Origin of the sequence: Paenibacillus sp. 1011MAR3C5 (assembly GCF_003591485.1) — a bacterium.
GTDB lineage: Bacteria > Bacillota > Bacilli > Paenibacillales > Paenibacillaceae > Pristimantibacillus.
The window spans coordinates 475,265-493,087 of record NZ_QZCF01000003.1; the positions used below are offsets into that span (position 1 = coordinate 475,265).

The 17,823-nt window shown below is 53.0% G+C and carries 17 protein-coding genes; 12 read left to right on the plus strand and 5 right to left on the minus strand.

Translation table 11 applies throughout. The annotated features are described in order from the left end of the window. Positions 1-77 precede the first annotated feature (77 nt). The 5 genes from D3P07_RS11920 (at position 78) to D3P07_RS11940 (ending at position 6,058) form a co-directional block, all read left to right on the plus strand. Positions 78-1,163, plus strand: a complete 1,086-nt coding sequence (locus D3P07_RS11920) for a polysaccharide deacetylase family protein (RefSeq protein ID WP_119800444.1) — start codon at positions 78-80, stop codon at positions 1,161-1,163. A 24-nt stretch (positions 1,164-1,187) separates the two neighbouring features. After that, positions 1,188-2,657 carry a hypothetical protein gene (locus tag D3P07_RS11925; protein ID WP_119800445.1) on the plus strand — a complete coding sequence of 490 codons (1,470 nt, stop codon included), beginning with the start codon at positions 1,188-1,190 and terminating at the stop codon, positions 2,655-2,657. A gap of 4 nt (positions 2,658-2,661) precedes the next feature. Continuing rightward, positions 2,662-3,480: a response regulator transcription factor gene (locus D3P07_RS11930; RefSeq protein ID WP_119800805.1), complete on the plus strand. Its 819-nt coding sequence runs from the start codon at positions 2,662-2,664 to the stop codon at positions 3,478-3,480. Beyond that, positions 3,477-4,877, plus strand: a complete 1,401-nt coding sequence (locus D3P07_RS11935; RefSeq protein WP_119800446.1) for a sensor histidine kinase — start codon at positions 3,477-3,479, stop codon at positions 4,875-4,877. Before D3P07_RS11930 ends, D3P07_RS11935 begins: the two co-directional genes overlap by 4 nt. A 347-nt stretch (positions 4,878-5,224) precedes the next feature. Continuing rightward, entirely contained in the window at positions 5,225-6,058 is an 834-nt protein-coding gene (locus D3P07_RS11940; RefSeq protein WP_119800447.1) for an alpha/beta hydrolase, read from the plus strand. 8 nt (positions 6,059-6,066) lie between these two features. Here the strand turns inward: D3P07_RS11940 and D3P07_RS11945 are convergent, their stop codons facing one another. Genes D3P07_RS11945 through D3P07_RS11955 form a run of 3 tightly spaced genes read right to left on the minus strand, consistent with a single transcriptional unit; the run spans position 6,067 to position 9,870 of the window. Beyond that, positions 6,067-7,281: a Ger(x)C family spore germination protein gene (locus tag D3P07_RS11945; protein ID WP_119800448.1), complete on the minus strand. Its 1,215-nt coding sequence runs from the start codon at positions 7,279-7,281 to the stop codon at positions 6,067-6,069. After that, on the minus strand, positions 7,278-8,780 hold the full coding sequence (locus D3P07_RS11950; RefSeq protein ID WP_119800449.1) for a spore germination protein: 1,503 nt from the start codon (positions 8,778-8,780) through the stop codon (positions 7,278-7,280). The genes D3P07_RS11945 and D3P07_RS11950 overlap by 4 nt, the downstream gene beginning before the upstream one ends. Next, positions 8,755-9,870 carry an endospore germination permease gene (locus D3P07_RS11955; RefSeq protein WP_119800450.1) on the minus strand — a complete coding sequence of 372 codons (1,116 nt, stop codon included), beginning with the start codon at positions 9,868-9,870 and terminating at the stop codon, positions 8,755-8,757. Before D3P07_RS11955 ends, D3P07_RS11950 begins: the two co-directional genes overlap by 26 nt. Positions 9,871-10,053: 183 nt before the next feature. Here D3P07_RS11955 and D3P07_RS11960 point away from each other — a divergent pair, with 183 nt between their 5' ends. The 3 genes from D3P07_RS11960 to D3P07_RS11970 all read left to right on the plus strand — a co-directional run bounded on the left by D3P07_RS11960 (position 10,054) and on the right by D3P07_RS11970 (position 13,026). After that, on the plus strand, positions 10,054-11,133 hold the full coding sequence (locus D3P07_RS11960) for a DUF3048 domain-containing protein (RefSeq protein ID WP_259391459.1): 1,080 nt from the start codon (positions 10,054-10,056) through the stop codon (positions 11,131-11,133). Positions 11,134-11,394: 261 nt separating this feature from the next. Then, a complete protein-coding gene (locus D3P07_RS11965) occupies positions 11,395-12,006 on the plus strand; it encodes a DUF47 domain-containing protein (RefSeq protein WP_119800451.1) in 612 nt (203 codons plus the stop codon). 24 nt (positions 12,007-12,030) lie between these two features. Beyond that, entirely contained in the window at positions 12,031-13,026 is a 996-nt protein-coding gene (locus tag D3P07_RS11970; protein ID WP_119800452.1) for an inorganic phosphate transporter, read from the plus strand. 80 nt (positions 13,027-13,106) lie between these two features. Here D3P07_RS11970 and D3P07_RS11975 read toward each other — a convergent pair whose 3' ends face one another. Then, positions 13,107-13,670, minus strand: coding sequence for a tyrosine protein kinase (locus D3P07_RS11975; RefSeq protein ID WP_119800453.1), 564 nt, complete (start codon positions 13,668-13,670; stop codon positions 13,107-13,109). Between the two features lie 229 nt (positions 13,671-13,899). Here D3P07_RS11975 and D3P07_RS11980 point away from each other — a divergent pair, with 229 nt between their 5' ends. The 4 genes from D3P07_RS11980 to rlmD are packed head-to-tail and all read left to right on the plus strand — an operon-like array spanning position 13,900 to position 17,415. After that, on the plus strand, positions 13,900-14,190 hold the full coding sequence (locus tag D3P07_RS11980; RefSeq protein ID WP_116046509.1) for a YerC/YecD family TrpR-related protein: 291 nt from the start codon (positions 13,900-13,902) through the stop codon (positions 14,188-14,190). Positions 14,191-14,205: 15 nt separating this feature from the next. Then, positions 14,206-14,979, plus strand: a complete 774-nt coding sequence (locus D3P07_RS11985; RefSeq protein ID WP_119800454.1) for a sirohydrochlorin chelatase — start codon at positions 14,206-14,208, stop codon at positions 14,977-14,979. A 30-nt stretch (positions 14,980-15,009) separates the two neighbouring features. Further along, positions 15,010-15,918 carry a diacylglycerol kinase gene (locus D3P07_RS11990; protein ID WP_119800455.1) on the plus strand — a complete coding sequence of 303 codons (909 nt, stop codon included), beginning with the start codon at positions 15,010-15,012 and terminating at the stop codon, positions 15,916-15,918. A 39-nt stretch (positions 15,919-15,957) separates the two neighbouring features. Beyond that, positions 15,958-17,415 (plus strand): 23S rRNA (uracil(1939)-C(5))-methyltransferase RlmD, encoded by a 1,458-nt coding sequence (gene rlmD, locus D3P07_RS11995; RefSeq protein ID WP_119800456.1) that lies wholly within the window; start codon positions 15,958-15,960, stop codon positions 17,413-17,415. Here rlmD and D3P07_RS12000 read toward each other — a convergent pair. Further along, complete coding sequence (locus D3P07_RS12000) at positions 17,373-17,783, minus strand: Mov34/MPN/PAD-1 family protein (RefSeq protein ID WP_119800457.1); 411 nt, start codon at positions 17,781-17,783, stop codon at positions 17,373-17,375. The two genes, rlmD and D3P07_RS12000, sit on opposite strands and share 43 nt — an antisense overlap. Between the last annotated feature and the right edge of the window lie 40 nt (positions 17,784-17,823).

Genomic DNA, 17,823 nt, shown 5'->3' on the forward strand with positions numbered 1-17,823 from the left:
GGTGTTACTAATTTGTAACTCTCTCATTCTTCTAATCTACTATGATAGAGATATCAGCGGAATAGAAGGTGAATAAGATGAAATCGAGAAAAAAACAACATCGCAGACTGGCAGCTTTCATCATTTTGGTCGCAATTGTCGCATGGGTAGGAGGATGTACGGCTGGAAGCTCATTTGGCTTATCGGCCATGATTCCGTCGAAGGAAAAGGGTTCGCAAATCATCGGAGAGCATGCTTCGGGAGGGGGTAATAACGTTGACAAAGGAGGCACGACCACCGGTTATGTGCCTGGAGACAACGAAGAACATGGGAACGGCAGCAATGGACAATCAGGAGAACAAGGCGGCAACACCGTAAAACCCGGGAATGACGGCAGCAGTGGTCATACGGGTGAGCAAGGAAATGGAAGCAAGGACAGTCAAGGCAACTCTGATCATGAAAATACGAACCCTGACGATAAGGGCGGAACTTCCGGCTCTGGATCGAAGGGGAATGAACATAACGGCAATACCGCTGGCAATGAAGCCGGGAAGGGCCAAGAGGGCGACAAGGATGTAGAGAAGCCGGTCGTCACACCGCCTGGAACGGACGAGAAACGCGTCGCGCTAACGTTCGACGACGGACCTGACTTAAAGTATACGACGGCTGTTCTGGATATTTTGAAGGAGAAGGGCGTCAAAGCGACATTCTTCGTCGTAGGCACACAAGTGGAGAAATATCCGGAAATTATGCAACGAATCGAAGAAGAAGGCCATGCGATCGGCAATCATACCCAATCTCATAAGGATTTAAGCAAGCTGGGCAGATCAGGCATCCTCTCCCAAATCGATCAGGCCGACAAAGCGCTTAACGACGCTTTGGACTGGACACCGACCCTATTCCGTGCGCCGTACGGCGCTGTATCGGATACGCTGAAAAAAGTGATGAAGGAGCAAAATCGCCGCATGGTGGGTTGGACGGTGGACACTCGGGACTGGGCCGGCACGTCAATCGCCGACATGAGAGACATGATTCGAAAACAAACGAAGCCTAATGGTATAATATTGATGCATTCATTCGGCGGGAAGCATATACGCAATACGGTAGACATGCTTCCGGACGTCATTGACGATCTTCGGAAGATGGGCTATACGATGGTCACCGTCGACGACATACCTGAATAACCTTTAGACCGAAAAGGAGACCCCATGGAGAAGCGCTTCCGGGATCAAAGAACATATTCACTTATCAGGAGCGGGAGCCGGGCATCCCTGCTCCTCTTCTCGTTACTGGCGCTTGCGGTTGTCGCTGCTGGCTGCAGATATACGGCAGCCCCGGCGGATTTGCTACAGAAGCCTGCAATAGCCAAGGATAAGGAAGAGCTGTCGGCTGCAATCGAGAAGGCGCTGCCGCGATTCAGCATGCTGATGATTCCGCATCGCGACGATTACAGGGAAGCGATCCGGCTTCTCGATCTGAATAACGACGGCATCGAAGAAGCGATCGTCACCTACTATAACGAATACAGCACGCCGGAGATCGTCGTGCTTCGCCAGACGGAATACGGCTGGCGCCAGTCCGTCCTCGTGGAGCAGCCGCTGGCGAGGGATATCGCCTGGCTCAAGCTGACGGATATGGACGGCGACGGCGAGTACGAGCTGCTCGTAGGCTGGATCGGCGCATTCGACAGTCCCAATGTGCTGGAGCTATATTCCTTCAATTCCAAGGCCGTGCGCAACGATAAGGGCAGACTGACACTGAAGCCGCTTCAATCGCTGCCGTACAGCCAGGCGGAGGTCGGCGACTTAATGGGCAACGGCAGGCAGGAGCTAGTCGTGATCGATTCACTCGGGACGAGCGGCGAGCTGGAGATGCCGTCGCATTACCTCAGCATCTATTCGTGGCAAAAAAACGCATTGAACCGCGTGCTGAACATGTCGCTTCCGCAAGGCACGAGCGCATTTGAACGGCTGCTTGTCGGCAAAGTATCGGAGAATCATAACGGCCTCTTGCTGGAAGGCGGCACAGGCGCTCACAGCATGCTTACTTACATGTATGCCTGGGAGAATCAAGGGCTGAGGCTGGTTTACCCGAATGAAGCGCTCGGCCTCGAAGGCTTTAGCGGGAGGCCTACCGTCAGCGGAGACATGAATGGGGATTCTATTATTGAGCTGCAATGGACAGAGGAGTCGCCCGGCTATCAGGACGTTTCCTATGCGGATAGCATCTGGATGAACGAATGGGTGCAGTGGGACGGGAAGGATGATTTTCGCTTGATAGCGGAGCAATTCCTTGATTATACGTACGGCGTGAAGCTGGATATTCCGGAGGAATGGACGGGAACGTATACGATGGGCAGACCTCCCGCCGCTTCCTATGGCATCGTAACCTTCGACTACTGGAACGAAGCCAAGGAGCTGAAGGCGGAGCTGGCGACGCTGTATGTGGTTCCGATCAAGCAATGGGGCAATGTCGAGGCGGCCTGGAAGGAAGAGCACCGGCCATACCGGCAGCTCGCGCAGGACAGCGGCAATGTGTATCTGGTGTCATTCGCAGCAGATGTGCCGGACACGCTTCCGGAAGAGGACAAAGAGATTTTCTTGAATATGAAAAAGGTTGAGGCGCAGTTCTCTTCCTACTTGAAGATTGTACATGATGACAGAGATGAGTGGCGGTGAATCGATGCGTATCTTGTTATTGGAGGACGAAGAGTCCATACGCGGATTTGTTCGAATCAACTTGAAACGAAATGAGATGGAAGTGACGGAAGCTGAGAACGGAGAGGATGCGCTAGCTCTTGCCGACTCGGAAGGGCCGTTCGATATCGCGCTGCTGGACGTTATGCTTCCGACGATTGACGGCTTCGAGGTATGCGAGCAGCTGCGTGCGAAATATCCCCGTATCGGAATTATTATGCTGACGGCCAAGTCGCAGGAAGAGGACAAGATCCGAGGTCTGGAGCTTGGCGCGGACGACTACGTGCAGAAGCCGTTCAGCCCTGGGGAGCTGATTGCCAGAATTAAGTCGCTTCATCGCCGAATGCACGCTGATGCACTTCCAGTTTCTCATGAGGCAGGAGAGCAAGCCAGCAAGGAAGAGCGGATCGACATGGAGTCAGCAGAGCAGCAAGGAGGCGCTTCCGGGGAGCTGGAGGGACATGCCGACGATATCAAAAAGCTGTATGTGGAGCGGGAGCTTGTCAGCGGGAGCTTCCGGCTGTCGGTGCCAGAGCGAAGATTATGGAAGAACGACGAAGAAATTATACTGACCCCTACGGAATGGACGCTGGTGCGGCTGCTCATGGAGCGGGAAGGGGAGAGCGTCAGCCGCGACCATATTCTGACTGAGGTATGGGGCCGGTATTATGTGGGCGACCTCAAGGTCGTAGATGTCAATATTCGCAGAATCCGGCAGAAAATCGAATGCAATCCTTCCGAGCCGTCCGTCATCGAGACGGTATGGGGCTACGGCTACCGGTGGAAACGGAGCGTGTCTGAATGAGAAGCGTTCAGACACGAATGGTATGGAGCTATCTGCTGCTCATTGTGCTCGTCGTGAGCGTGCTTGGCGCGGCCTTCGCCGCTTTGATGTGGAACTATTATTATGGCAGTGCGCAGAGCTCCGTGAAGCAGCGGGTGGAGTCGGCGATGGCGCTTCACAGCCGGTCGCTGTCTTCCTTGACGCTGCAGGATCAAGCGGATTATTTGCTTCAGTACATGTCAGAGGGGGGACCGACACGCATTCAGCTGCTGAATAGCGTAGGCGAGCTGCGCATTGACTCAGACGGGTTCTCTCCTAATATCCGGTATGCGACTGGCGATGTGAAGTCGGCGGCTACCGGGGAGACGGGGAGCTGGACAGGGGTCGATCCTTACTTCGGCGAGCGGGTGATCTCGGTGACTGCACCGCTCTGGAACGAAGCGAGAGTGGTCTCGATGATCCGGTATACGTCCTCGCTTCAGCAAGTGGATGATATGGTCGCAAAGCTGATACGAATGACATTCATCGTAGGCGTCGCGGTCGTGTTGCTGTTCCTTGGCCTGAGCTTGTTCCTGGCTCAGCGAATCGTCATGCCCATCCGGGAGCTGACCAGAGCTGCCCGGTATATGGCAGAGGGCGATTGGTCGAAGCGGGCCCTGAAGCGCAGCAATGACGAGATCGGGCAGCTGGCGGAAACGTTCAACGGCATGGTTAGCGAGTTGAATAGGAGGGAGAAGCTCAAAAACGACTTTATCTCCTCCATCTCCCATGAGCTCCGTACGCCTTTGACATCCATAAAGGGCTGGAGTGAAACGCTGAAGGAAAGTGAGCCGAAGGAGGATGATGAAGAGGTCAAAATGGGCCTATCGATCATCAGCAAGGAGACGGAGCGGCTTGCGGGACTGGTGGAGGATTTGCTCGACTTCTCGAAGCTGTCCGCGCGAACGATGGAGCTGCATACGGAGACGCTGGATTTGAACAGTCCGGTGAAGGAGACGGTGCGCCAGCTCGCGGTGCGAGAGGAAGGGACGAAGGTCAAGCTGATTACTTCCTATGTCAGTGGTCCTCTTGTGGTGAATGGGGATGCCAACCGGCTGAAGCAGGTTATTATCAATCTGATTGATAATGCGTTCAAGTTCACGCCGGCAGAAGGGACGATTCGCGTATCGACAACGGTCGAAGGAGAATCTGCGGTTATTACGGTCAGCGATACGGGAAGCGGGATTGCCCGGGAGGACCTCCCGCATGTGATGGAGAAGTTCTACAAGGCGAGCAATAGCCATGGCGGCTCCGGGCTCGGACTTGCCATATCGAAGGAGATCGTCGAGCTCCACGGCGGCAGGATGGCCATCGACAGCGAGCGTGGAGCCGGAACGATTGTAACGATTCATTTGCCGCTTCTTCTTCAGGAAGGTTGATGGGGGACCGGGTTATTCTTTATAGAACAGCAGCTTGCGGTTTGCGATGACGTAGATCACGGCAATCAGAGCTCCTGCGCCTAACATGACGGACAGCCAATTTTCTTTGAGCCAAGCAATCCAGGCAGGCATATGGCACCTCCATACAAGATGGGACCTCCAACCGGAGGTCTTGTTTATTTTCATAAAGCCGGAGAAATCTTCTTTAGGTTTCCCCTGTGTGCTGGCGGGATATGCAGCATCTTATCTAAGCATTGACAGCGAATGGGAACGGTGATAGTATGGATTTAATTAATTCATAGTATACGGGTAGGGATTATTGTATATAGATAAGCGGAGGTATGGTTATGGAGAAGCAGTTGATCTTACGACATGAAGGATTGGAGCTGACGGCAACGCTTCACTATCCAACTGAGGCCGAGAACCAGCATGCAGGCAAGGATTCAGGCAAGCGGCAAGCGATCATCATATGCCACGGCTTCATCGGGAGCCGCGTCGGCGTGGATCGACTATTCGTCAAGACGGCACGAGCGCTGGCTGCGCAAGGCTCATTCGTGCTTCGATTTGATTATGGCGGCTGCGGCGAGAGCAACGGAGATTACGGAACGCTGGGCTTCGACTCCATGGTCGATCAGACGCGAACGGCTATTGATTATATGGCGGGCATGGATTGCGTAGATCCCCGCCGCATCGTATTGCTCGGCCACAGTCTGGGCGGTGCGGTATCCATTATGACTGCCGTGAAGGACAAACGGGTCAAGCGGCTTGTGTTATGGTCTCCCGTCGCTTATCCGTTCAATGATATTGTGCGCATTGTGGGGCGCGACTGCTATGATGAGGCGGTTCAAGCAGGCAGTACCGATCACGCCGGGTATACGCTGCAGCCTGTGTTCTTCGACTCGTTGATGCAGCATCAGCCATTCCAGTCCGCGACACGCTTCGGCGGAGAGGTGCTGCTGGTCCATGGCACAAGTGACGAGCTGATTCCGGTTGATTACAGCTTCCTGTATCAGAAGGTGTTCTGGACCCGCAGCGAAGGGCAATGCGACAAAGAAATTATATTTCAAGCCAACCATACGTACTCCAGCCGGTCCCATCAGGAAGAGGCGATTCGCGTCACTTCAGAGTGGCTGGAGCGGCTTGACCGCCAGCAGCAAGAGTGGCATCATTGGTCCATCTAGCCGGAGGATCAGTCCGAGCTGTCCCCTGACGCGTTCTCCCTTTGGAGAGCGCGTTCTTGCTTGGGAAGAGGCGTTGAGATTCGCTTGTATTTGCCATTGTACGGAATGGACAATTTGACCTGGAGGTTGCGTATGGCATGTGCATGCACCACGATTTTAGCGCCATTCTGCGAAAGGCGCTTCCACTCCTTGACATCCTTCTTCCATAGGCTTTGGCCCAGATTGAATATATCGATTCCATGCTTGACACCCTCTTGAAAGACGCTCCGAATCTGCTTCTCGACCGTATCCTCTGCGATTTGAACCATCTCCGAGTAGTTAAGCGGCTCATTGTATTCATACATAGCTCCTATCAGCTTTAAGGAGATGTCGTAATATACCTCGTTGCCTTCAACGATCGGCTTAATCACGATTTCGGGTCTTCCGATGCTGAGATTGGCATATTCAATCCCATCCTTCTCTACAGTAAGCGGTGCCCGGTTCATGCCTTTCTGCATCCAATGGTGGCCATTAAGCTTGGCATAACGAATGAACGCCATATCGCCGTTGGTCCCGATGTAATAAATGCCAGTCATGCTAAGCATGTGCATAGGGTCTTGTTCTTCCTTCCACATCTCCTCATTCAATCCGATTATCGGAAGACTGGCGGTTAAGGCCGGTTCGTTATAGTCGGCGATGTATCTGAACATCTCGATCGGCTTGATAACCGAGTATTGTTTGTAATTGGGCAGCGGATTATGGAGAATTGTGTACAGAGAAGACATCTTGTACAAGGAGAAGGTGGTGAGCAGCTTCTCTACCGGGTCTTTGGTTGCGTAGATCCACAGATTGTAGCGCAGCTCCGGATACCGGTTGAGCATATCGATCATTTTAATGCCTTTGCTCTTCAAGGCTCTCTCCGTTAGGATAACGGCAGACACATGCCCCCATGTAATCGGTATTTGTGCGGTCCGGTACATATTATTGATGGCGTTGTTCAGCGTACTGCCCCGGCCGTGCCCGATGTAGGAGGTCGGATCGACAGTGCCTTTGCCGCCGGTGTCGCTTTTGGCAATGTTGGAGAAGTCCAGCATCTGGGTATAGACGACAAACTCGTTGTTCTCGTAATCGATGCCCAGCGCTTTCGCAAAGGACTTGCTCTCGACGTCGGAGGCACTCCAGCAGCCGGAAAGCGCCATGGCGCAAAGTGCCAGCGTCAAGGCAGCGGACAGCGATTTTCTCAAGGATGATTCCCTCTTTTCTCAGGAGATGAGGTGTTCAGATAATCGGGTCTTTTTTTCCTCCACAAAAAAGGCAGCCTGAAGAGGGCGCTGGCGAATTCTCTAATCTTCAACGGTGCAGCGGGAGCAAGATAAGGCACCCCGAAGGATTGGATGTTGGATAAGTAAAGGACGAACGCGATCACCGATAAAATAAAACCGTACATGCCAAGTATCGCTCCCATCAGGAATGAAAAGAAACGGAGCAGGATCGTTGTGCTTGTCAAAGACTGGTTGACGAGCGTCGAGCCCGATACGACCGTAATCGCCGTTATGACGATCATCATCGGAGAGACCAGACCGGCGCGAATCGCAGCGTCGCCAATAATCAAGCCGCCGACGACGGTAAGGGTCTGCCCAATGGAGCTGGGGAGCCTGACGCCGGCCTCGCGGAACAGCTCCATCAGAATCATGATGAAGAACATTTCCAGTCCTGTCTCCATCGGCAAGCCATGCCGTCCCATCGCGATGGTCGCCAGCAGGGGAAAGGGCACCTGATCCGAATGAAACGTCGTTAGCGCGATATAGAACCCGGGCAGGAAAATGGTCGTAAGCAGACCGAAAAACCTCAGCAGCCGGCCAATATTGGCCGATAGGAATGGGAAATAGGCATCCTCCGGCGATTTCATCAGCAGGAAAAGATTGATTGGCGCGATAATCGCAGTCGGGTTGCCGTCAACGAGAATAATGAATCTGCCGTTCAGCAGGCATTCCACCGTAAAGTCAGGGCGTCCCGTATAATGAGTAGGCGGAAAGAGGGTCACCTTGCTCGGAGAAAGCAGATCCTCCAGATTGCCGGTAGAGATGATCGATTCGACATCGATGCTGCTCAGCTTGCTGCGGATTTGATCAATGGTCTCGACATTCGCAATATCGCTGATGTATAGCAATGCCGTTTTGGTAAGCGTTCGCGTCCCCAGCACGTAATATTCGCAGGCGAGCGTGTTGGTTCTCAGACGCTTGCGAATAAGCGCAACATTGGAGGAGAGCTGTTCGGTGAACCCGTCCTTCGGTCCCCGGATCGAGACTTCGGTTGAGGATTGATCTGGAGGCCGGGAGGGCAAATTCGCAATATCGATCGTCCACATCGCTTGCACGTTAGGCAAGCAGAACAACAGATGGCCTTCGTAGACATAGGAAGCAAGCTTTATCCGATCGGGCTTGTCGCGTTCAAAGTCAATCGAGTCCCATTGCAAATCCGCCTCCCGATTAATCTCCTTGCAGCTATGAAAGCCTGTCTGTTCATATACGGCTTTTAGCTCAGGCAAGATGACTTCGTTGATCTGATAGGTTTCGACCATGCCGCTGCAATAAATGAACAGGCCGGTGACGGGTTCGGCAGAAGCTCCGAATAGATGCTTGAACAGAATGACATCGTTATTCAATTGAAACCAGCCGCGAAGCATCGCCTCGTCAAATGGGTTGTGCTGTGACTGATTATGATCTTGCAGCGTCGGAGCCATTCTTCTTCTTCTCCTTCCTTTTACTTATCAAAGCCGCGATGCCCAGCACGAAGGTTATGAACAATACATAGATGAGCAGGCTTGGGAAGTGGACGTATTGCAAGTAGGCCAGCGTCTGGTCGTCCCTCCATGGCCAGGCGGACAGGACGGTCATGAAGACCGTGACCAGAGACAGAGCGATGAGCCTTGATCGGGGCTTCTTCACTTCGAGCATATCGACGATCAGATACAGAGAGATGGCTAGTCGGGCGAATGCCCCGCACAGCCATTGATAGATGGACATAAAATCGGCATGCTGCAGCAGGGTGCCAAGACTTAGAAGCTTCCATTGCTCGAAGGCGGTATGGCGTTGCTTCGCTGCTTCCGCCGGACCAAATTCGGTAATGGCCCCGATGGTAGGGCCAAGCGTCATGCTAATCAGGAATATCCCCAGCAAAACCATATGCCACCAGCGAAGCTTCGTCGTCAGTTCGTGCTGGTACAGCAGCAAGATCCAGGCCTCCAATAGCGCGGCCATGACATAGATAAGCCCGTGGCTCATAGGCTCCAGGCCGTTCTCCAGCATCGGAAACAATCGGCCGTAGTCCTTGTATTTCATATTGGAACCCATAATAAAGTAACCGAGCAACAGAACGAGCGGCAATAGGACGCTTGATGTCATCGCGATCGACTTGATGCCCCCGTAAGCGGCCATCATTGCAATGACTATGGGGACGACCGTAATGACGGACAGAGGAGTCTGTTGCATATACGTGGCGACTGCCCACATCGCAGTGTCATGCAGTGTGTAGGCTCCCGATACGAACAGGACAACTGCAGCCGACAGCCTGAATATCCAGGCCGGTACGATGCCGAATTGCCGGCGGAGCCAGTCGGGAAGCCGCTGTCCCCGAGCCGTCTTCAAGATGCCGAATATAAGAAGAAGCCAAATCAGAAACAGCGGAGCGGACGCAATGACGGCAAGCCATGAATCGCGTCCCGCAACCCCAAGAATAACCGGAATAGCCATAACGTGCGAGACGAGGCCAGCACTGAGGATAAGAATGGAGAAAGAAAGCCAAATCGTGATCTTGCCAGTCCCCCTGCTCATTCATGCACCTCGTTTCGATGGGAGATGGAGATAATTTGCTCAATTATTGGGATTTTAATCAATTAATCCGTAATTTTGTCGAGACAAGCCGCACTCATCTGTGATTAAATAAAAATAAGTGTAAGCGGATTCGAAAGTCCTGCGGGATGTCCGACTATTAATCTAGTAAAGGCGGGTTATGGAATGAAATTCGGATTGCGAACTTCGGGCGCTGCCATGCTGGCGAGTGTCTTCTTACTATTGGCGGCATGCGGAGGGGGGAAAGCCGCTATTGCCGATCCCACTGAATCGCCTGCTCCGATCGTGACGGATACGCCGACCCCTGATCCAACGCCGAAGCCGTTCTCGGCTCCGCTAACAGGTGTCGAACGGGATGATGAAGCCATGGATCGTCCCATTGCAGTCATGATCAATAACTTCTCGGCAGCCCGTCCGCAGTCAGGCCTGACGAATGCGGATGTTGTGTGGGAGGTGCTGGCGGAGGGCGGTATAACGAGGCTCGTTGCAGTCTACCAAAGTACGGATGCGATGGAGGATACGATTGGTCCGATCCGGAGCAATCGGGCGTATCTGATTGATATTGCGGATACCTACGGAGCAATCATGGTTCATGCAGGCGGAAGTCCGGAAGCGTATGGCATCTTGCAAAAGCAAGGGAAGCCTTATCTGGACGAAATTACGAATGCCGGCCCATACTACTGGAGAAGCAAGGAGCGTAAAGCTCCGCATAATCTCTATTCCAACCTGGAGAAGATGCACCAAGGAGCGGAGAAGAAAGGCTACAAGAATGATATGCCGGTAGCCACTTATCCCTTCACAGCCGAAGGAACCATAACAGGGGCCGTAGAGGCAGGGGCTGAACCCGCAACACAAATCGACATTACGTTCTTAATGCAAAGCTATAAGGTCGGATACATATATGATGAGACGAGCAGGCTATACAAAAGAAGCATTAACGATGAGCCGCATATTGACTTGAACAACAGTGAGCAGCTCAGCGCGACGAATCTTGTCGTATTGGAGACGGGGCACAAGACCTTGGATAATGTCGGCAGGCTGGCTGTCGATCTGGAGTCTGGAGGAGCGGCGTATCTGTTCCAAAAGGGCAAGCGCATCGATATCGATTGGGTTCGCAGTCCGGATGGGATGATCCGGTTCAGCAAGGACGGCAGCGAGGTGTCGTTCTTGCCGGGCAAAACCTATATTCACATTGTTCCGAACAAGCCGGCGCTTGCGGACCATGTGGTGCTCAATCAGCAATAAAAAGGATGCAATGGGCAATACTACGAACGTAGCGGGCATGCCTCGCCAGCGTTCTGAAGATCAGCAAAAAGATGCGATCCCGAACGGGGCCGCATCTTTTTTCGTCATTTTGAGACAAATCTATATATTTTTATTGTTAAGGTTTAAGAAATATGATTAAATTTTTCATGGATGTTTACACTCCGTTAACAATTCGGTAGTAAACTGATTCAGGTATGTGTCACAGACAGCTTAACATTCTAAGTCGATAAGGGGATTGACATGTTCAAGAAGAAGGATATTTTCTTTAAAACGCTCGAAGAGATGGCAGACACACTAGTTGAGGCGACGGAATATTTTGCAAAAGGCGTCTCCGACTTAACAGACGTCACGGCTTTTGCCAAAAGAATGAAGGAATTCGAGAGCCAGTGCGACCAATACACGCATACGATACTGAAGGAATTGAACAAGACGTTCATTACGCCGATCGAACGTGAGGACATTATGGCACTCACAACTTCCCTTGACGACGTGTTGGATGGTATCGAGGCTTGTGCTTCCCGTTTCGAGATGTACCATATTCGCGAGAAGGATGAGTACATTACGCTGTTCGCAGACGTGATCGTACGTTCTACGCACCAGATCAAGAGCGCAATCTACCTGTTGACACAGAAAAAACTACTCGCGATCCGCGAGCATTGCATCGCTATCAATGAACTGGAGAACCAAGGCGATGACGTGCTTCGCGTATCGGTTACGACTTTGTTCGCTAATGTAAAGGATCCAATTGAGCTGATCAAGCGCAAGGAAATCTATGAAAGACTTGAGCAGACGACCGACTACTGCGAGGATGTAGCCAATACGCTGGAATCGATCATCATGCGCAATAGCTAACTTTAGGGAGTAGGGGTCGTCATTATGGAATTGTATGTGTTATGGATTGTTGTTTTTTTGGCGCTTTCGTTTGATTTTATTAACGGTTTTCACGACACGGCTAATGCGATTGCGACATCCGTATCTACTCGTGCGCTGAAGCCTAGAGTTGCGGTATTGATGGCCGCCGTCATGAACTTCCTCGGCGCGCTTACGTTTACAGGCGTAGCCAAAACGATCGGGGGCGGGGTTGCCAATCCCGCTGACCTGGAGTTTGGGGTCGAAATTGTCATTGCCGCGCTTCTTGCCGCAATAGCCTGGAATTTGATCACTTGGTGGTTCGGCATTCCGTCGTCCTCTTCTCACGCGCTGATTGGCTCCCTTGCCGGAGCGGTGATTGCGGGTGCAGGGATGGGCTCCATCAATGCATCGGGCTTTACCGATATCTTGAAAGCTCTGCTGATTTCGCCATTGATTGCTTTTACAGCCGGTTTTATCCTGATGTGGCTGCTTAAACGGATATTTGCGAATGCAAGTCCGCATAGTGTCAATAAAGGCTTCCGTTCCGGTCAGGTCATTACAGCCATGTTCCAATCGTTCTCCCATGGTACGAACGATGCGCAGAAAGCGATGGGGATTATCGTGTTTGCCTTGGTCGCGGCAGGCGTACAGGACAATATGGATGTCCCGCTATGGGTTAAGATCTCCGCAGCGACAGCGATGGCGCTCGGAACTTCCGTTGGTGGCTGGAAGATCATCAAGACGATGGGAACGAAGATATTCAAGATCGAGCCGATTAACGGCTTTGCTGCCGATATGGGCTCAGCGGCTGTCATTCTAACCGCAACGATGCTCCATCTGCCTGTTAGTACAACGCATGTGATTACCTCGTCGATTCTCGGTGTAGGCAGCGCGAAGCGGTTCTCCGCCGTTCGCTGGGGAGTAGCGGGCCGAATCTTGATCGCTTGGGTCATTACGATTCCGATTACCGTTTTCCTTGCTATGATCTTCTTCTGGATCATCAAAGCGCTATTCTTATAATAGCGGACTTCGTACGAAAACGAAGGACAGCTGCGCCCGGATAGGGCGTCAGCTGTCCTTCTTGCTTGCTCCAGATTAGTCTAGCGTCTTCGTTTGGTATGGCGCCGTCTGCCGGCAGTGCCGCTCTTGGATCTGCCGCTGCCGCTTCCGGTTCGGCGGCTCTTGCGTCTGGAGGGTCTGCGTTCGCTGCTTGAGCTTCCTCCGCTGCTTTCCTTTGCGCCCTTTTTGCCGAATGCGCCCATGAATACTTTCGCTAGCGGGGCCATCTGTGTGATGCTGCCGACGACCTTCTGAACTTTGGTGATTGTCGTTAATATGCCATCGAGGCCGCCCATCCGGTCGACAAAGCCTTTGATTTCATTCAGATTGGTAAGACTGGTCAGATTAGCGAGGGAGAAGCCCTTCTTCGGCTGCACCTCCGGCGGCTGGCTCGGCGGTACAACGGCCGGCAGCAGGCTTGGGCTTGCCTGCGTCTGCGAGATATGAACGTTCTGCGGCGGCTTGGCATCGCCAGTATAATGAATGGCGCCTTGTTGCCCATTATAAGGTCGGCTTAACGGATTCTGCCCTTGACGATGCGCATAATCCTGGTCGCGCCCAGCGCCTCCACGGTTGCCGACGCCGGGATATTGATGATGATTCAAGGAGATCACAACCCTTTTTTTATTAGTCTATGGAATAGGCTATGAGGTGGATTGGACGAATGCCCGGTTATGGAATAAAATTAGTGATATATGCCCTGTCGCAAGATGACAATGCCGCATCGGACGGGCTTTTTTCTTACATCCTGTAAAGCGTGAAAACGGTAACGTTTGAAAAAAAATCCTTAAACCTTTACAATGATAGCAATAGTACTCATGGGAGTGAATGCGAATGCAGCTGAAGAAGCTGAATGATAAAGCAATAGACCAACTATTTGAAGCCATCCTCACATTGAAATCGGTAGAGGAATGTTATGTTTTCTTCGATGATTTGTGTACGGTTAACGAGATACAATCTTTGTCTCAGCGTCTGGAAGTAGCCCGTATGCTTGGCAAAGGCAGCACCTATAATCAGATTGAAGCGGAGACAGGTGCCAGCACAGCGACGATCTCGAGGGTGAAGCGTTGTTTGAATTACGGCAACGATGGATATAAAATGACACTAGAGAGATTGGGCCGCTAGAAGGAAGGGCTCCACATGAATCCCGGCATTCTGGTCGTTAGTCACGGTTCCAGGGAAGAAAGTTGGGTCAACCTTATAGACGAAGCCGTACGCCAAGCATCGGGCAGCATCCATGTGCCCGTTGTTTCTGCGTTTTTGGAGATCGTCGGAGGGAGACTTATTCAGGATGGTATAGACGAGCTGGAGAGACAGGGAGTGACGGACATGTTCGTGCTCCCGTTATTCGTTTCTTCCGGCAGTACCCATGTCGATGAGATCGGTCAGGCGTTCGGACTTACGCCGCTGACTGATTTTGAAGGAGACTTGGGTTTGTTTCGTGTGGAGGCGAATGTGCATTACGGCTCCCCCATTGACGATGATGAGGACATCGCTGAGATGTTGTACGCGCATATTTCGAATTTGTCGACATGCCCGGACCGGGAGGCTGTGCTGTTGATCGGCCATGGCAACAAGGAGCCGGTATTCCACGAGCGATGGCAGGCCGGATTATCGGGTCTTGCAGAGCGCGTACGGAGGCGCGGCGGATTCGGCGGGGCTGACTATGCGATGCTGCTCCCCGATCAGGCAGCGGGCAAGCTGGAGGCCCTTCAGGGGCAGGATGATGTGGATGATGTCCTTGTTGTGCCTGTGTTCCTAAGCCAAGGCTATTTCACGAATAAAGTAATACCCGCAAGACTTGAAGGATTGGCCTACCGGTATAACGGCCGGGCCATGCTGCCTCATCCCGCTATCAAGAGATGGCTTCATGGGCAGATGGCCGGCTGGCTGTCCCGTTACGGTTATTGTTAGTGTTGTTCCATTAAGGAGGAGCGAGTTGCAATGAAACGCGCGAGGCTTATCTATAATCCGACGTCGGGAAGAGAAGAGATGAAACGACGGCTCCCGGATATTTTGCAGCGGCTGGATCAAGGCGGCATCGAGGCGACCTGTCATGCGACCATTGGCGAAGGCGATGCTACGCTTGCCGCTGCCGATGCGGCAGAGCGAGGCTATGATATGATCATTGCAGCGGGAGGTGACGGCACGCTCTACGAAGTCATCAACGGACTTGCGAATAAGCCCAATCGTCCGCCGCTGGGCATACTGCCAGTAGGCACGACGAATGACTTCGCGCGCGCGACGGGCATTCCGAAGCATTGGGAGTATGCCTGCGATCTGATCATCGGCCAATATACAAGACCTGTCGATGTGGGCGTGGCGAATGAGCGTTATTTCATTAATATAGCCGGCGGCGGTTCACTGACGGAGCTGACCTATGATGTGCCGAGCAAGCTGAAGACGATGATTGGGCAATTGGCTTATTATATGAAGGGTCTGGAGAAGATGACACGCCTTCGTCCGACGGAGTTGAAGTTTGTGGCAGAGGGCGTCGGAGAATTCCACGACGAGTTCATGCTATTCCTCATCTGCAACAGCAACTCTGTGGGAGGCTTCGAGCGGCTTGCGCCGGATTCCAAGCTGGACGACGGCTTGCTGGATGTACTTCTGATCCGCAAGATGAATCTGGCGGAATTTATCCGGCTCGTCACGCTGGCTCTTCGGGGCGAGCACTTGTCCGATCCGCATGTGATCCATCTGCGCACGAACAGCCTGAAGGTAACGACACCGGATTACGTGCAGATCAACCTGGACGGCGAGTATGGCGGCGTGCTGCCAGCGCACTTCTCAGTGCTTCCGTCGCATCTGCGCATCTTCGCGGATGAGACTGGCGTATCGACATATCGGTAAGGGGTCAGTCAACAGCAAGCTAGAGAGAACGGAGATTATATGACTAGAAAATCTGGAAGAAACGCGAGAGGCGGGGGACCGGCGAAGCCGAGCTACGACACTCCGTTTCAAAAAAACGAAGAAGTTACGGTCGACCTGGTCGGCCTGACTCATGACGGTGACGGGGTAGGCCGGGCAAACGGCTTTACCCTTTTTGTTCAAGGCGGGCTTCCCGGGGAGCAGGCGCGCGTGCGCGTGATGAAGCTGAAGAAGCAATACGGGTATGCCCGCTTGCAGGAGCTGGTGAAGGCCAGTCCTGACCGGATTAACCCGCCTTGCGATATCTATAAGGAATGCGGCGGCTGCCAGCTGCAGCACTTCGACTATGAAGCGCAGCTCGCTTGGAAGCGGCAGCATGTCGTCGACAACTTGACGCGTATTGGTAAGCTGAGCGTGGCTGGCGAGAGAGACGCTCAGGATGGCGTTATCGTGCATCCGACCATCGGCATGGACGATCCGTGGCGCTACCGTAATAAGGCGGCTGTGCCTGTCGGTGCAGCTGGGGAGAATGGCGAGCTGGTCGCTGGCTTCTACGCGCGCGGCACGCACCGCATTATCGATATGGATGATTGTTTGATTCAGCACGAGCACAACGACGAGGTCGTCCGCGTCGTGAAGAAGGTTGCGCGCGAGCTGCGCATCCAGCCTTACGATGAATCGACGGGCAAGGGCGTCCTGCGCCATATTATGGCTCGCACTGGCGTCGTAACCGGCGAGATCATGGTCGTGCTGGTGACCAACAGCAAGCGGCTGCCTCGCCAGCCGGAGTGGATAGAGCATCTGCGCGCTTCGCTGCCGAGACTGAAGAGCATCGTGCAGAACGTGAACGAAGAGCACACCAACGCGATCTTCGGCGATGAGACACGCGTCCTGTGGGGAAGCGAGTTCATCTACGATGAGCTGGACGGCATCCGCTTCGCGATCTCGGCCCGCTCGTTCTACCAGATCAATCCGGCTCAGACGGTGGCTCTGTACCGTAAGGCGGTCGAGTATGCGGCTCTGAGCGGCAAGGAGCGGGTCATAGACGCGTATTGCGGCATTGGCACGATCTCGCTGTTCCTGGCGAGACAAGCCGGCCATGTGTACGGCGTCGAGATTGTGCCGGAGGCGATCGAAGACGCGAAGCGCAACGCGGCGCTGAACGGCATCGACAACGCCAGCTTCGAAGCAGGCCCCGCCGAGGTCGTCATGCCTCGCTGGCGCAAGGAAGGCGTAGAAGCCGACGTCGTCGTCGTCGACCCGCCGCGCAAGGGCTGCGACCCGGCGCTGCTGGAGACGATCCTCGCGCTCCAGCCGAAGCGCGTCGTCTACGTGAGTTGTAACCCATCCACACTAGCGCGTGACCTGCGTATCCTGGAGGATGGCGGGTATAAGACCGTGGAAGTGACTCCGGTGGATATGTTTCCTTGGACGGTTCATGTGGAGTCCTGCGTGTCGTTAACAAGAACTATTGAATAGAAGCCACTTTTACCTGATAAAGTCCGAACATTCCATTGTTCGGACTTTATATTATTTAGGGGACCGATCTGATTGAGTAAACTGAAGTCCGGTTCAAGCAAGTCAAATGCGTCTTTAGGACTACGTATGGTTGTTTGTTCATAAGTTGGGACGGTCAGGGTTTTGGCTAGCTTTAACATGGCTGTCAATTGCCGAGCTTTGCCAATGCCGATTCCTTTTATGCACATAAGCTGCTGCTCCGACACGTCCATTAATTCAGTCGTTGTCGGAAATTGATCAAATAGCTGCTGAATAGGATAACTGTCGGGACGCTCCCGTAAACACTCTGAAATCAGCTTTTTAAGTTCTTCATAGCAATAGTTGTACATAAATTCTGCCTCCTGATATAAAATGGAAAATTAAAGAGAC

Bases quoted from the DNA above. Each gene is read 5' to 3' on its own strand.
- D3P07_RS11985 (WP_119800454.1), top strand. From the start codon at position 14,206: ATGAATCCCGGCATTCTGGTCGTTAGTCACGGTTCCAGGGAAGAAAGT.
- D3P07_RS11990 (WP_119800455.1), top strand. From the start codon at position 15,010: ATGAAACGCGCGAGGCTTATCTATAATCCGACGTCGGGAAGAGAAGAG.
- D3P07_RS11920 (WP_119800444.1), top strand. From the start codon at position 78: ATGAAATCGAGAAAAAAACAACATCGCAGACTGGCAGCTTTCATCATT.
- D3P07_RS11950 (WP_119800449.1), bottom strand. From the start codon at position 8,780: ATGGCTCCGACGCTGCAAGATCATAATCAGTCACAGCACAACCCATTT.
- D3P07_RS11970 (WP_119800452.1), top strand. From the start codon at position 12,031: ATGGAATTGTATGTGTTATGGATTGTTGTTTTTTTGGCGCTTTCGTTT.
- D3P07_RS11935 (WP_119800446.1), top strand. From the start codon at position 3,477: ATGAGAAGCGTTCAGACACGAATGGTATGGAGCTATCTGCTGCTCATT.
- rlmD (WP_119800456.1), top strand. From the start codon at position 15,958: ATGACTAGAAAATCTGGAAGAAACGCGAGAGGCGGGGGACCGGCGAAG.
- D3P07_RS11930 (WP_119800805.1), top strand. From the start codon at position 2,662: ATGCGTATCTTGTTATTGGAGGACGAAGAGTCCATACGCGGATTTGTT.
- D3P07_RS12000 (WP_119800457.1), bottom strand. From the start codon at position 17,783: ATGTACAACTATTGCTATGAAGAACTTAAAAAGCTGATTTCAGAGTGT.
- D3P07_RS11940 (WP_119800447.1), top strand. From the start codon at position 5,225: ATGGAGAAGCAGTTGATCTTACGACATGAAGGATTGGAGCTGACGGCA.
- D3P07_RS11955 (WP_119800450.1), bottom strand. From the start codon at position 9,870: ATGAGCAGGGGGACTGGCAAGATCACGATTTGGCTTTCTTTCTCCATT.
- D3P07_RS11960 (WP_259391459.1), top strand. From the start codon at position 10,054: ATGAAATTCGGATTGCGAACTTCGGGCGCTGCCATGCTGGCGAGTGTC.
- D3P07_RS11965 (WP_119800451.1), top strand. From the start codon at position 11,395: ATGTTCAAGAAGAAGGATATTTTCTTTAAAACGCTCGAAGAGATGGCA.
- D3P07_RS11925 (WP_119800445.1), top strand. From the start codon at position 1,188: ATGGAGAAGCGCTTCCGGGATCAAAGAACATATTCACTTATCAGGAGC.
- D3P07_RS11980 (WP_116046509.1), top strand. From the start codon at position 13,900: ATGCAGCTGAAGAAGCTGAATGATAAAGCAATAGACCAACTATTTGAA.